The sequence below is a fragment of the Curtobacterium sp. PsM8 genome (genome assembly GCF_030433875.1).
Classification (GTDB): Bacteria; Actinomycetota; Actinomycetes; order Actinomycetales; family Microbacteriaceae; genus Curtobacterium.
Genome location: NZ_JARUXD010000081.1, coordinates 1 through 13942 on the forward strand (window position 1 = coordinate 1; position 13942 = coordinate 13942).

The window sequence follows — 13942 nt, forward strand, 5'->3', positions numbered from 1 at the left end:
GGCGCCGGTCTCGTGGACCGGCACCGGGCCTCCTGTCGGTGACGCTGGTGCCTACGCGCGGTGCGAGGGCGAGTGACCCGAGTCGTGGGTCGGCGCGTCCGGCTCCGCCGGAGCGGCGTGCGAGCCGTGGTGCGCGTTGCCGTCGCCGTTGCCCTCGCCCACTGCACCGGAGGACGCGTGCTGCGTCGCCGGCTGCATGCGCTCGAGCTTGGCGCCCTCGACGTCGACGTCCGGCAGGATCCGGTCGAGCCACTTCGGGATCCACCAGGCGCTCTTGCCGAGCAGGTGCATCACGGCCGGGATCAGCAGCATCCGGACCACGAACGCGTCGAGCAGGACGCCGAACGCCAGCCCGAACCCGATCGGCTTGATGGTCGACGAGTCCGAGAAGATGAACCCGGCGAACACCGAGATCATGATGATCGCGGCTGCCGTGACCACCGCGCGACCGGCGTGCAGACCACGCTGGACCGCGACCTTCGCGCTGGCCCCGTGGGCGTACGCCTCGCGCATGCCGGAGACCAGGAAGAGCTGGTAGTCCATCGCGAGCCCGAACAGGATCCCGATCTCGATGATCGGCAGGAAGCTCAGGATCGGCGCCGGGTCGTGCACGCCGAACACGCTGCCGAGCCAGCCGAACTGGTAGATCGCGGTCAGACCACCGAAGGACGCGAGCACCGACAGGATGAAGCCCGCCGTCGCCGTGATCGGCACCAGGAACGACCGGAACACGATGATCAGGATGATCAGCGACAGACCGACCACGACCGCCAGGTAGAGCGGCAGGACGTTCGCGAGCTTCTCGGAGACGTCGATGTTGGCGCTGGCGTTGCCGGCGACGCCGAGCTCCACCTTGCCGTCGTCGGTCGAGACGCTCTGCGAGCGGAGGTCCTTGACGAGCGTCTCGGTGGAGACGCTGTCCGGGCCGCCGTTCGGCTTCACCTGGAACGCGATGATCGAGCGGTCCTTCGACGCACCGATCGGCAGGACGGCGTCGACGTCGTCGTTCTTCGACAGCGCCTGACCGATCGTGACCTCGGTGCCGGTGACGTCGTCCTTGCTGACGGCCTTCGGCAGCGTCGCGACGACGAGCAGCGGGCCGTTCTGGCCGGCGCCGAACTCCTTCTCGAGCGTCTTGTACGCCTTGTACTGGCTGGACTCGACCGCTTCGGACGAGCCGGAGGGCAGGCCCAGGCGCATCTGCGTGGCGGGGAGTGCGATCGTGCCGAGGACGGCGACGCCCGCGACGAGGGTGATCACGGCACGCCAGGTCGACATCGGCTTGTTCGGCACCTGCACCGAACCGGTGTGCCCGATCTGCTGGCGTTCCTTCTTCCGGAGGATCCGCAGGCCGAGCAGCGACAGCAGGGCCGGGGTGAAGGACGTGGCGATGAGGATCGCGAACAGGACCGCGACCGCACCGACCGTGCCCATCAGGCCGAGGAACGGGATGCCGGTGATGTTCAGCGCGAGCAGCGCGACGATGACCGTCGTGCCCGCGAAGACCACCGCGTTGCCGGAGGTGCCGTTCGCGAGCCCGATCGACTCGTGCACGCCCATGCCCTGCTTCAGCTGGGTCCGGTGGCGGTTGAGGATGAACAGCGAGTAGTCGATGCCGACCGCCAACCCGAGCATCACCCCGAGCACGGGCGTGACCGAGATGAACTCGACCAGGCCGGAGAAGGACAGTGAGGCGAGGGTCGCGACGCCGACACCGAGCACGGCGCTGAGCAGCGGGATCGCGGCACCGATCACCGTGCGGAGCATGAGGAACAGCACGAGGGCGGCGATGATGACGCCGATGATCTCGCCCGGTCCGAGGATCGACGGCACGCCCTGGGCGATGTCGTTCGAGACGAAGACCTGGACGCCGCTGATCTTCGCAGCGTCCGCACGGTCGGAGATCTCCTGCTTCGTGGTCTGCGGGACCTCGTAGGTCGACTTCGTGAACTGCACCGTGCCGATGGCGGCGGAGTCGTTCGACGACACGAAGCGGATGTCCTTCGACAGGTCGAGCAGGTCGGAGCCCTGCTCGAGGTCGCGCTCGTTGTCCGCGAGCTTCGTCGTGTTCGCGTCGATCGTCTTCTGCGCGTCGGCGATCTTCTGCTCACCCGCGGTCAGCTGCTGCTTCTGGGCGTCGATCTGTGCCTGCGCCTGGGCGAGCTGCTGCTGGCCGGCCTGCGCCTGGGCCTGTGCGGCGGCGCTGGCAGCCGCGGCGGCACCGGCGGCCTGTGCCTGGGCCTTCTGGGCGTCGAGCTGCGCCTGGGCGTCCTTGATCTGCTGCTGGCCGGACTCGAGCTGGGTCTTCTGCGCGTCGAGTTCCTTCTGCCCGTCCTCGATCTTCTTCCGGCCGTCGGAGATCTCCTTGCGGCCGTCGACGATCTTCTGCCGCTGGTCGTCGAGCTGCTGCTGGGTGGCGAAGCCGTCGGTGGTGCCCTTGACGCCGGGCAGGTCCTCGAGGTCGGTCAGGAACGACTTCACCCCGTCCTTCTGGCTGTCCGAGAAGGCCTTGCCGTCGGTCGTCTGGAAGACCAGCGTGCCGTTGCCGCCGTTCGCGCTCGGGAACTTGTCGGCCAGCTCGTCCTGCACCTGGCTGGTCTTCGTGCCGGGGATCGTGATCGAGGACGAGATGGTGCCCGCGAACAGGCTGAAGGTGACACCGGCGATCGCCATGAGGACGATCCAGGCGATGATCACCGTCCAGTGTCGGCGGGCCGCGAAGCGACCGAGGCGGTAGAGGAGGCCGGCCATGCTGGGCTCCGTTCCTTTCGTCGTGGGTGGTGCTGTCGAACGGGGTGCGCCGGTGGACCCCTGGGAGGACGTCGAGTGGTCAGTGTTCGGGCAGGTACCCGCTGCGGACGCTGTGCACGAGCCGTCCGAGCAGGGCGTCCCAGTCGTCCCGGGCCTCGTCGTCCAGGCGAGGGCCGGTGGTCGAGATCCAGTGGTCGGCGATGACGACGATGCCGCTCATCAGCGAGTCCACCAGCAGAGCGGTGTCCAGGGCATCAGCTGCGTGGTGCCGACGGGCGACCTCGCTGCGGAGACGCCCGGTCACGCGGGCGAACGCGGTCTGCGTGAGGGCGGCTGCCTTCGGGTCGTCGTCTTCGGGCTCGCCGAGGATGCCGTACAGCTGGACGATGGCGCCGGGCAGGTCGGTGCCACGGGCGGCGGACTCGAGCTCGTCGAACATCGCGGCGCGGCTGCCGTCGCCGACCGGGGTGTTCGCGATCTCGGCGAGGAACTGGTCGATGATCACCGACAGCACCTCTTCGCACACCGACAGGCGGATCTCGTCGAGCGACGCGAAGTGGTTGAAGACCGTGCGTCGGGCGACGTCGGCGCGGGCGGCGAGCTCGTCGACGCTGAACTCGCCGCCGCGCTCGTCGATCAGGTCGCGGGCGGCCTGCAGGATCGCTGCCCGGTGCCGTGCCTTGAGGGCAGCACGGCGGTCGGGTGAGAGGGTCACGCAGAAGACACTAAGTGCATCGATGCACTCGGTGCACCTTCCTGGAGATGATCCCCAGGTTCGTCCCCCGGGATCAGTCGCCCGCCGGGGTCAACGCAACCCGCGGAACGTCGCGCGGATGTCGGCGACGAGCAGCTCCGGTTGTTCGAGCAGGGCGAAGTGTCCGCCGCGGGCCACCTCGTTGAAGAACACCAGGTCGCTGTACCGGCGCTCAGCCCACCGGCGAGAGCGTCGGACGTACTCGCCGGGCATCACGCTCAGCCCGACCGGGATGGTCAGTGGGTGCTCGACGGTGCCCGGGTTCGCCCACCCGGTCCGGTTCGCCTCCCAGTACGCGCGGGCGGCGGACGCCGCGGTGTTCGGCAGCCAGTACAGCATCACGTCGTCCAGGACCTCGTCGAGGGTGAAGAGCGCCTCGACGTCGCCGTGCTCGTCGTGCGAGCCGCCGACGTCCTGGAACATCGCGTAGATCCAGGACGCCAGGCCGACGGGGGAGTCCGAGAGCGCGTACCCGATCGTCTGCGGACGGGTCGACATCTGCTGCGAGTAGGCGGACAGTTCCTGCCAGTAGTGGCCACCCTCCCGCAGCATCGCCTGCTCCGCGGGCGAGGCGTTCCTGGCCTCGTCGTCGGTGGGCTGGAACAGGGCCATGTTCAGGTGGATGCCCGCGAGCCCGATGTCCTCCGTGGCCTGCAGCGCGGCCAGCTCGGCGGTCACCGTGGCTCCGAGGTCGCCGCCCTGGGCGAACCAGTCCGTGTAGCCGAGGCGGTCCATCACCGCGGACCACGCGCGAGCCGTCCGGGCGAGGGTCCACCCGGTCGTGGTGGGCTTCCCGGAGAAGCCGAACCCGGGCAGGCTCGGGACGACCAGGTGGAAGGCGTCCTCGGCGCTGCCGCCGTGCGCCTCCGGATCCGTCAGCGGTCCGATCGCGTGGCGGAACTCGAGCACCGAGCCCGGCCATCCGTGGGTGAGGAGCAAGGGCCGCGCGCTGGGGACAGCCGACCGGATGTGCAGGAAGTGGATCGTCAGGCCGTCGATGGTCGTCGTGGACTGGCCCCAGCCGTTGAGGAGCGCCTCGGCCCGCCGCCAGTCGTACGCGGTCGCCCAGTGTTCGACGAGTGCCTGGACCTTGGCGAGTCGTGGGCCCTGGGACGTGTCCTCGACGGTCTCACGCTCCGGCCAGCGGGTGCTGCGCAGTCGGCGGCCGAGGTCGTCGAGGTCGGACTGGGGGACGTCGAGTGTGAACGGGGTGACGGTCGTGGTGTCGGCCATGGAGGGCTCCTTCGCGGGAGCGGAACATTCCGCTCTACGGATCATCTTTGCACAAGACGATCTCGGACCTGTATCGTCTCGTCCATGGACAGTAGCGACGAGACCGTGCCGGTCACGGACCTCCCGGAGATCGACTGGACGGCGGGCGGCATCGAGACCGAGCTCGGCTGGGCGTTGCCGCTGGTCCTGCAGGAGTTCATGCGCCTCGGGGCCGACGCCGTCGCCGACGTCCCCGGTGGCCCGCGCGGGTACCAGGTCCTCGTGGCCATCGTGACCGAGGAGACGACCTCGCAGCTCGCGCTCGCCCGGCGGCTCGGCGTCGACAAGACCCAGATGACGTACGTCATCGACGCGCTCGAGGCCGGCGGGTTCGTCGAACGCCGTCCGGCACCGACTGACCGACGGGTCCGGCAGGTGCTCCCGACCGAGGCCGGGCGGGCCCTGCTCGACCGGGCTCGTCTCGCCCTGCGTGCCGCCGAGGGAGTGCTCATGCGCCACCTCGACGCCGGCGAGCAGGCGTCGATGCGGCACCTGCTCGCCCGTGTCGCCCTCGCCGCGGGCACGTCTTCTCCCGGCTCCGTCACCGACGACCCCACGTTCCAGCACCCGGTCGCCGCACCGGAGCGCTCCCGCCGACGGCGACAGCCGTCGATCCCGTCGACTCCCACACAGTGAGGCCCCACCCCATGACCAGCACCGTCCTCGTCGCCGGAGCGACCGGCGACCTCGGCCACCGCGTCGTCCGCGAACTCCTCGGACACGACGTCCGTGTCCGGGCCCTCACCCGTCCGGGCAGCACGTCCGCCGCCGACCGCTTCGGCGACCACCCGCAGGTCGACGTCGTCGTCGCCGGGTACGACGACCACGAGGCCCTGACACGCGCCGTGGCCGGGTCCGACGTCGTCGTCTCGACCGTCAGTGGCACCCGCCCGGTGATCGTCGACGCGCAGCGGGCGCTGCTGGCCGCCACCGTCGCCGCCGGGGTCCCGCGGTTCATCCCGTCCGACTACTCGGCCGACTACCGACGGATCACGCCCGGGACGAACCGGAACTTCGAGCTGCGCCGCGAGTTCGCCGCGGACGTCGACGCGGCACCCGTCCAGGCGACGTCCGTCCTCACCGGCATGTTCACCGACCTGCTCACGGGCGAGGCGCCGATGATCCTGTCCGGCCGCCGCCTGGTCCTGTTCTGGTCGTCCGCCGACCAGGTCCTCGACTTCACCACGAAGGACGACGTCGCCCGCGTCACCGCCCTCGTCGCCCTGGATGACGACGCGCCGCGCGTGATCGAGATGGCCGGCGACCAGGTGAGCGCCCGAGACGTCGCGCGCACGGTGAGCGAGCTGACCGGGACCCGCTTCCGGCTGCAGTGGGCCGGGACGACCGGCACGCTCGCCGCCATGAGCTCGGTCGGCCGCCGGCTGGCGAAGGACCCCGACGAGACCTTCCCCGCATGGCAGGGGATGCAGTACTTCGTGAGCATGTTCAGCGGTCAGGCGCAGCTGCGACACGTCGACAACGGTCGGTACGGCGCGCACGAGTGGACGAGCGTCCGGGACGTCCTCGGGGCGAACCTCGCCGCGGCCAGCGCACGCACGGCCTCCTGACCGGGGACGGGCAGGATCGCCGCACTATCGTGTGACGATGCCGGACCGGACGAGGGTGATCATCGCGACCGTGCTCCTCGTCGCGGCCACCATCGCGCTGTCCGGCTGCCAGTCGATGACCGCGCCGGTCGGGCTCCCGAGCAGCGCACCCAGCGCGGGGACGGGCCGGGACGCGGGCACGCCGACCCCTGCGGCACCGACCCCGGCGAGCACGACGAGCGCCGCCACCACCCGCGCGCTCGACGCGCTCGAGCGCCGCGACGACGCCCGCCTGGGCCTCGTCGCGATCGACACCGGCAGCGGGGCGACCGTCACACACCGGGCCGGGGAGCGGTTCGCGTTCGCGTCCGCTGCGAAGGTGTTCATCGCCGCGACCGTCCTGGACGACGCCCGGTCGGGCGACCTCGACGCCGTCGTGCCGATCGAGCAGCGCGACCTGCTGTCGTACGCCCCGGTGACGTCGCAGCACGTCGGCTCGGGCATGACCGTCCGAGCGCTGCTCGACGCGATGCTGCGCTCGAGCGACAACACGGCGGCGAACCTGCTCGTCGAACGGGTCGGCGGCCCGTCGGTCGTGCAGCAGTGGCTCCGGGGGATCGGCGACCAGGTCACCCAGGTCGTCCGGGTCGAACCGGACCTCAACGAGGCCACCCCGGGGGACGAGCGCGACACGACCACACCGGCCCAGTTCGCGGCGGACCTGCGGACCGTCCTGCTCGGCGACGCGCTGCGGCCGGAGGGCCGGAAGATGCTCGTCGAGACGATGGCCGGCACCACCACGGGTGCGGCGACCATCCGCGCCGGTGTCCCGACGGGCTGGTCGGTCGCCGACAAGACCGGCACCGGCTCCTACGGGGTGCGGAACGACATCGGGATCGTCACGCCGCCGGGCCGGGCGCCGATCGTCCTCGTCGTGATGACCAGTCGGTCGCGGGCGGACGCGAAGCCGGTCGACGCGCTCGTCGCGGCGGCGACGACGGTGACCGTGGCCGCCCTGCCGGGCTGACCGGCGCAGGCAGACGACGGGACGGGAGGCTCCCCACCAGCTAGTGGGGAGCCGCCCGTCCGTCGTGCCGTTGCGCCGGCCGTGACGTTCCGCCCGTCTGGCGGTCGTGTCAGGAGACCGGCTTGCTCTCGTCGATCCAGCCCGCGAGCTTCGTCATGTATTCGGCCTGCGAGGCGTAGTCGAGGGCGGGGAAGGTCCAGCTGTGGACCTGGCCGGCCGCGAGGGCGGCGTTGTCGGCGAACGTCGGCTGCTTCTCGAGGTCCGCGACCTGGTACCCCTGCTGCGAGAGCAGGATCACGTCACCGGTGATCTGGCCTGCGTTCTCCCAGCTGTAGATCCCCCAGTACCAGCCCTTGGGCTTCGGGACGACGAAGTCGACGCCGAAGTCGGTGTACATCTGCAGCGTCGGCTCGTCGGACGGGCGGGTGACGTAGGCGCCGTCGCCGTCCGCGTACATCGAGACGATGGACAGGTCCTTGCCCTTCACGGCCTTCTGCAGCGCGTCCTTGGCGGTGTCGAAGTCCTTCTCGGCGGCCTCGACCCGGTTCTCCTTCGCCCCGAGGGACTCGGCGAGGTCGGCGATGTGCTCGATGACGTCCTCGCCCTCGCCGCCCCACTTGACCTGGGCGATCGGTGCGATGGCCGCGACCTGCTGCTGCTGTTCCTTGTCCTTGAAGCCGTAGGCCGGCTGGGTGGCGTCGAGCGTCCCCTTGGCGTCCGTCGGGTAGACGGAGGTGACGACGAGGTCGGGCTTCAGTGCCGCGAGCTTCTCGAGGTCGATGTCGCCGTAGCCGTTGCCGAGCTGCGTGATGCCGTCCTTGTCGAGACCCGTGAAGCGCTGGTCCTTCGCCATGGTCAGCTGCCCGAAGGTGCCGACGGGGCGCAGGCCGTACTCGATGAACGAGATCGCGATGTCGTTGAGGACCACGACGCGCTTCGGGGTGTGGTCGACCTTGACGGTCGCTCCGGTGGCGTCCTCGTACGACCACGCGCGGGAGGACGCGCTCGTGCCGTCGCCGGCGTCGTCGGATCCGCCGGTGCTCGAGCAGCCGGTCAGGATGAGGGCCGTCGCGGTGACGGCGGTCAGGAGGGCGGCACGGACCGTGCCGCGGCGGAGAGTGTTCACGTTAGGTGAGCCTAACCTAACCCGAATGGATGCACCAGTTCCGTGGTGGATCCCGGGCCGGGAGGCGCGTCAGACGTCGTGCTCGTCGGCCTCCGGGACCACCATGGGCGCTCCCGTCACCGGGTCCGGGACGACTCGGGCATGCAGACCGAACGCCTGCGCGAGGACGGCCGGGGTGAGGACCTGGGCGGGCGTCCCGTCGGCCACCACCCCGCCGTCGTGCAGCACCACGAGACGGTCCGAGTACCGAGCGGCCAGGGTCAGGTCGTGCAGCACCATCACGACGGTCGAGCCCTGCTCGCGGTTGATCCGCCGGACGAGCCGGAGGACGTCGAGCTGGTGCGCCAGGTCCAGGTAGGTCGTCGGTTCGTCGAGCAGGAGCGTGTCCGCCCGCTGGGCCAGGACCAGGGCGATCCAGGCGCGCTGACGCTGCCCACCGGACAGACTCGCGACGTCACGGTGGGCGACCTCGGTCAGGCCGGTCGCCGCGATGGCGTCCTCGGCGACGGCCGCGTCCTCCGCCGTCCACGGGCGGGCCCACGACTGGTGCGGGTTCCGGCCGCGCATCACCAGGTCGAGCACGCTCGTGCCGGCCGGGGCGAGCGGCGACTGCGGCAGGATCGCGAGTTGCCGCGCGACCGCCCGGTTCGGTTCCTTCCGGATCGGCCTGCCGTCGAGCAGCACCTCGCCGGCCAGCGGCTTGAGCACCCGGCCGAGCGCCTTCAGGAGCGTCGACTTGCCGCAGCCGTTCGCGCCGAGGAACGTCGTCACGGTGCCGTGCTCGATCGTCAGGTCGAGGTCGCGGATGACCGGGGTCCGGTCGTACCCGACGGACAGGCCACGGGCCTCCAGGACGGGCACGGTGTGCTCGCGGGCGGCGGCCGGCGTCTCGGTCGGGACCGGGTGGGTCGTCGTGGTCATCGGGACATCTCCTTGCGGTGACGGATGAGGAGCCAGATCAGGTACGGGGCGCCGATCACGGTGGTGACGATGCCGACCGGCACCTGCCAGGGGAAGACCGAGCGGGCGAGCAGGTCCGCGCCGAGGACCAGCACCGCGCCGAGCGCTGCCGACAGCAGCAGCGGTGGCCGGTTCGTCCCCGCGATCCGCAGTGCGATCTGCGGCACCACGAACGCGACGAAGCCGACCGGGCCGGCGGCGGCGACCGCGGCGGCGGTCAGGACGACCGCCAGACCGATCACGAGCAGCCGGTGCCGCTGGACGCCCAGGCCGACGCCGGTGGCGACCTCGTCGCCGAGCTGGCCGATGCCGAGTGCGGCCGAGGTCGCGAGGGCGAGCGGCACCCCGACCGCGGCGATGACGAGCAGCGGCCACACCGTCGTCCACGAGGTGCTCGACAGGCTGCCGACGAGCCACTGCGACGCGGCGGTGGCCTGGGTGATCTTCGCGCGGACGAGCAGGTAGCTCGTGACGGCGTCGAGGGTCGCGCTGACCCCGATGCCGACCAGGATCAGGCGGTGGCTCTGCACGCCGCCGCGCCAACCGAGCCCGTAGACGATCGTCGCCGCGACCAGGGCGCCGATCGTCGCGGCGACCGGGATGCCGCCGCCGAGGACCAGCGCGCTCACCGAGGAGCCGCCGCCGCCGAGGACGACCGCCGCCACCGCGCCGACGCTCGCGCCGGAGGTCACGCCGATGATGTCCGGCGTGCCGAGCGGGTTGCGGGTGAAGGTCTGGGTCAGGGCGCCGGCGACCGCGAGCGTCACACCGACCAGCGCGCCGGTCAGGACGCGGGGCAGGCGCAGGGTCGTCACGATGAACTGGTCCGGGCCGGACTCCAGGCCGAGCAGGGCGCGGACGACGGTGCCTGGGGCGATGAACGTCGAGCCGATCGCGACACCGAGGACGACGAGCAGCAGGGCGGCGACGACCGCGACGACCGAGGTGGTGAGGACGCGGGGACGCCAGGCGAGACCGACCGGGCCGATGCGGACGCCGCGGCGGGGGCCGGTGGCGGTGCCCGTGGTGGTCGGTGTCGGCCCGCCGGTGGTGCGGTCGGCGGACGGGTCGTCGGTGGCGACCCGTGTGGTGGCGCTCACAGGGACACCAGCGATCGGCGACGGGCGACGGCGACGAACACCGGACCGCCGATGACGGCCAGGACGATGCCGACCTCGACCTCGGCGAACCCGCCGATCAGGCGGCCGACCACGTCGGCCACCAGGACCAGCACGGCCCCGAGCAGCGCCGACGCCGGCAGGGTCCAACGGTGCCCGGTGCCGACGACGGCGCGGGCGACGTGCGGCACGGTCAGCCCGACGAAGGCGATCGGACCGGCCGCGGCGGTGGCGCCGGCGGCCAGCAGGGTGATGCCGCCGAGGCCGACGAGCCGCGCGGTGAGCAGGTCCTCGCCGAGGCCCTTCGCCAGCTCCGACCCGAGCCCGAGTGCGTCGAGTGCCCGGGTGTTCCAGATCGCGAGCACGAGACCGACGGCCATGAAGGGCCACGCGGCGGCGAGCACGTCGAGCTGCCGGCCGGACAGGGACCCGACGACCCAGAGCCGGTACGCGTCGAGGGAGTCCTGGTCGGTGAGCACGATGAAGGACGTCAGTGCCCCGAGCAGGGCGGACACCGCGGCTCCGGCCAGGGCGAGCGGCACCGGGCTGGCGGTCCCGCTGCCGGCGACGGTCACCGAGAAGACGACGACGCTCGCGACGACCGCACCGACCAGCGCGAACCAGACCGAGGCGCTGGTGCTCGTGACGCCGAAGACGAAGACCCCGAGGACGACCGCCAGACCGGCACCGGCGGAGACGCCGAACAGGCCGGGGTCGGCGAGCGGGTTCCGTGTGTGCCCCTGCATGAGCAGTCCGGCGATGCCCAGGGCCGCGCCGACGCTCGCGCCGATCAGGGTGCGGGGGACGCGGGAACCCCAGACGATCGCCTCGTCGGTCCCCGAACCGGTGCGCATCAGGCCCGCGAGCACGCGGTCGGCACCGATCTGGTTGCTGCCGAGGAGCATGCTCGCGACCGCCGCCACGACGACCAGGACGGCGAGGCCGAGCAGGATCGCGACACGGCGTCGAGCCGTCCGACGGTGCACCCCGGAGGCGCCGATCACCGCTCCGGGCAGGGCGGCGGGCGCGGTCGGGACGGCGAGGGGAGGGGGTGGCACGGAAGCCATATTAGGTTAGCCTTCCCTCATGGCGAAGATCCCGAGGCTGATGCCCGAGAACCCGCGGCTGTTCCGGGCGAGTGTCGTCCGCACCGAACGGCACACCCCGTCGATCCACCGCGTCACCATCGCGAGCGACGAGATCCGCGACTTCCCGTTCCTCGGCTTCGACCACTGGTTCCGCCTGTTCCTGCAGCGCCCCGAGCAGGACGCCTTCGTGATGCCCGAGCTCGACGGCGCCAAGTGGTGGCCGCAGTACCTCCGCATCGCCGAGGACGCCCGACCGCACTGCGCCAACTACACCGTCGCCGGACACCGCCCCGAACTCGGCGAGATGGACATCGACTTCGTGGTGCACACCGGTGCCGACGGCCAGCTCGAGGGCCGGGCTGCGATCTGGGCCTGCGGTGCCCGCCCCGGCGACGAACTCGCGCTCCTCGACCAGGGCTGCATCTTCGACTGCCCGGACGACGCCAGCGAGGTCGTCATCGCCGCCGAGGAGACCGGGCTGCCGGCCGTCGTCGGCATCGCCCGCTCCCTGCCGCGGGACACCGTCGGCCGGATCATCCAGGAGGTCCCGTCGGCGCTCGACATCCGCGACCTCGACGCCCCGGTCGGCGTCACCGTCACCTGGCTCGTCCGCGGTGACGTCCACGCGGTGCCCGGACGCGCGGCGCTCGCCGAACTGCAGCGGCACGTGCCGTCCGACGACCGCGGCTACGCGTTCGTCGTGGGGGAGTCCCGCCTGGCCACCGAGGGGCGCCGCCACCTGCACCGCGCCGGACTGCCGAAGTCGCGCATCACCTTCTCGGGGTTCTGGAAGCACGAGGCCCGCCAGCCCGCGATGGCCTGACCGCGCGGCGTCCGCCTGACTGCTCGGATCACCTGACTGCTCGGATCGCCTGGCCGCGCGGCGTCCGCCTGTGGCACGCTGTCCGCATGGGGGAACGACGGACGATCGACCCGCGCCGGGGGCGCACCCGGCGAGCGAGCCTGGTGGGGGTGGTCCTCACCGCCGTCCTGCTGGTCACCGGCTGCTCCCTGATCCCCGGCAGCGGCTCGGGCAGCGCCGACACGGCGTCGAGCGGTCGTTCCTCCGCCCCCGCGACGGCGACTCCGCGTGCGACGCCCACGCCGACCCCCACCCCCACGCCGACGACACCGCCGGTCGCCGAGCTCACCGGCGTCACGCTCGACGCGGGGGACGTCGCCGCGGGTGCTCCCGCGACCGTCTCCGGCACCGGCCCCTCGGACATCGCGTTCCGGGTCCGCGGGGACTTCGGCGTCGTCGCCGACCTGGACTGTTCGGGGTGCACCGGTACCGCGACCATCACGGCACCCGGGCGGATGTCGCCGTTCGGCTCCGCTCGGGCACCCCTCAAGGCGTCGTTCGTGACCAGCGTCCTGAAGAACGACCCGGAGCAGCAGATGCTCATCGTCGAGGCCGACGGCCCCTGGTCGCTCAGGCTGAGCAGCTGGAACGACCTGGCCACCGTGTCCGGGCCGCAGTCCGGCACCGGGCCGGCCGTGCTGTTCTTCTCGGACGACGTCGGGCACGTGAAGGTCGACTACACGCCGGCCAGCGCGGACGACCGCTTCGGCCTCCGGGTGTTCACGACCTCGGACGCCACCCGGATCTACGGCGACACCGAGGCGTTCTCCGAGACCTTCGAGGCCGATCTGCCGGGCATCCTCGCGATCGCCACGAACGGCAAGTGGACCGTCACCCCGACACCCTGACCGGTCGGCGGCTCCCCAGGACCCGGTCGGGTGGCCCGCGCGTATCCTCGCGCCATGAGCTGCCGACTGAGTGAACTGGTCCTCAACTGCGACGACCCCGAGGCCCTGTCCCGCTTCTGGTGCGCCGTCCTCGACTACGTCGAACTCGGCAAGGACGAGGACGGCATCGAGATCGGCCCGGCCTCCGGCTTCGGCGGCGCGACCCCGACGATCATCCTGTCCCGGGTGCCGCATGCGAAGCCGCAGCCGCTCCGCCTGCACCTCGACGTCAACCCGGTCGACCGCGACCAGGACGCCGAGCTGGAGCGACTCCTCGCGCTCGGGGCGCGGCCGGCGGACGTCGGCCAGACCGGTGACGAGTCCTGGCACGTGCTGCAGGACCCGGAGGGCAACGAGTTCTGCCTCCTCCGGTCGCGGCTCGAGCCGCTCGCCGGCTGACCCGGTCTGCGCGACGGTCGGCCCGCCCCTGCGGCAGCCGTGCCCCACGACGGACGGGAGGCTCCCCACCAGCGGGTGGGGCTGTCGCTGATAAACAACTCCGAGCCCACGAGCCGCACGCAATACTATCCGTTGCCGGCTTGGGCTTGAT

At 71.7% G+C, this 13942-nt stretch carries 13 protein-coding genes; 6 read left to right on the top strand and 7 right to left on the bottom strand.

Annotation, left to right across the window (positions count from 1 at the left end; translation table 11 throughout):
• Window positions 1-51: 51 nt before the first annotated feature.
• The 3 genes from QCD68_RS15030 to QCD68_RS15040 form a co-directional block, all read right to left on the bottom strand.
• A complete protein-coding gene (locus QCD68_RS15030) occupies window positions 52-2751 on the bottom strand; it encodes an MMPL family transporter (protein ID WP_301223603.1) in 2700 nt (899 codons plus the stop codon).
• 79 nt (window positions 2752-2830) lie between these two features.
• Complete coding sequence (locus QCD68_RS15035) at window positions 2831-3466, bottom strand: TetR/AcrR family transcriptional regulator (RefSeq protein WP_181439228.1); 636 nt, start codon at window positions 3464-3466, stop codon at window positions 2831-2833.
• Between the two features lie 90 nt (window positions 3467-3556).
• Window positions 3557-4738, bottom strand: coding sequence for an epoxide hydrolase family protein (locus QCD68_RS15040; protein ID WP_301223604.1), 1182 nt, complete (start codon window positions 4736-4738; stop codon window positions 3557-3559).
• 84 nt (window positions 4739-4822) lie between these two features.
• Between QCD68_RS15040 and QCD68_RS15045 the strand changes: the two genes are divergently transcribed.
• Genes QCD68_RS15045 through bla form a run of 3 tightly spaced genes read left to right on the top strand, consistent with a single transcriptional unit; the run spans window position 4823 to window position 7351 of the window.
• Window positions 4823-5413, top strand: coding sequence for a MarR family winged helix-turn-helix transcriptional regulator (locus tag QCD68_RS15045; protein WP_301223605.1), 591 nt, complete (start codon window positions 4823-4825; stop codon window positions 5411-5413).
• 11 nt (window positions 5414-5424) lie between these two features.
• Window positions 5425-6345, top strand: a complete 921-nt coding sequence (locus QCD68_RS15050) for an NmrA family NAD(P)-binding protein (protein ID WP_301223606.1) — start codon at window positions 5425-5427, stop codon at window positions 6343-6345.
• 37 nt (window positions 6346-6382) lie between these two features.
• Window positions 6383-7351 carry a class A beta-lactamase gene (gene bla / locus QCD68_RS15055; protein WP_301223607.1) on the top strand — a complete coding sequence of 323 codons (969 nt, stop codon included), beginning with the start codon at window positions 6383-6385 and terminating at the stop codon, window positions 7349-7351.
• A 109-nt stretch (window positions 7352-7460) separates the two neighbouring features.
• On the opposite strand, the gene QCD68_RS15060 is transcribed toward bla, so the two are convergent.
• The 4 genes from QCD68_RS15060 to QCD68_RS15075 form a co-directional block, all read right to left on the bottom strand.
• Window positions 7461-8477 (bottom strand): ABC transporter substrate-binding protein, encoded by a 1017-nt coding sequence (locus QCD68_RS15060; protein ID WP_301223608.1) that lies wholly within the window; start codon window positions 8475-8477, stop codon window positions 7461-7463.
• A gap of 69 nt (window positions 8478-8546) precedes the next feature.
• Window positions 8547-9398 carry an ABC transporter ATP-binding protein gene (locus tag QCD68_RS15065; RefSeq protein ID WP_290158658.1) on the bottom strand — a complete coding sequence of 284 codons (852 nt, stop codon included), beginning with the start codon at window positions 9396-9398 and terminating at the stop codon, window positions 8547-8549.
• A complete protein-coding gene (locus tag QCD68_RS15070) occupies window positions 9395-10537 on the bottom strand; it encodes a FecCD family ABC transporter permease (RefSeq protein WP_301223609.1) in 1143 nt (380 codons plus the stop codon). Before QCD68_RS15070 ends, QCD68_RS15065 begins: the two co-directional genes overlap by 4 nt.
• Entirely contained in the window at window positions 10534-11613 is a 1080-nt protein-coding gene (locus QCD68_RS15075) for a FecCD family ABC transporter permease (protein WP_301223610.1), read from the bottom strand. Before QCD68_RS15075 ends, QCD68_RS15070 begins: the two co-directional genes overlap by 4 nt.
• Window positions 11614-11641: 28 nt before the next feature.
• Here QCD68_RS15075 and QCD68_RS15080 point away from each other — a divergent pair, with 28 nt between their 5' ends.
• The 3 genes from QCD68_RS15080 to QCD68_RS15090 all read left to right on the top strand — a co-directional run bounded on the left by QCD68_RS15080 (window position 11642) and on the right by QCD68_RS15090 (window position 13791).
• On the top strand, window positions 11642-12466 hold the full coding sequence (locus QCD68_RS15080; protein ID WP_301223611.1) for a siderophore-interacting protein: 825 nt from the start codon (window positions 11642-11644) through the stop codon (window positions 12464-12466).
• 86 nt (window positions 12467-12552) lie between these two features.
• On the top strand, window positions 12553-13353 hold the full coding sequence (locus QCD68_RS15085; protein WP_301223612.1) for a hypothetical protein: 801 nt from the start codon (window positions 12553-12555) through the stop codon (window positions 13351-13353).
• A 54-nt stretch (window positions 13354-13407) separates the two neighbouring features.
• Entirely contained in the window at window positions 13408-13791 is a 384-nt protein-coding gene (locus tag QCD68_RS15090) for a VOC family protein (protein WP_301223613.1), read from the top strand.
• The last annotated feature ends 151 nt before the right edge of the window (window positions 13792-13942 follow it).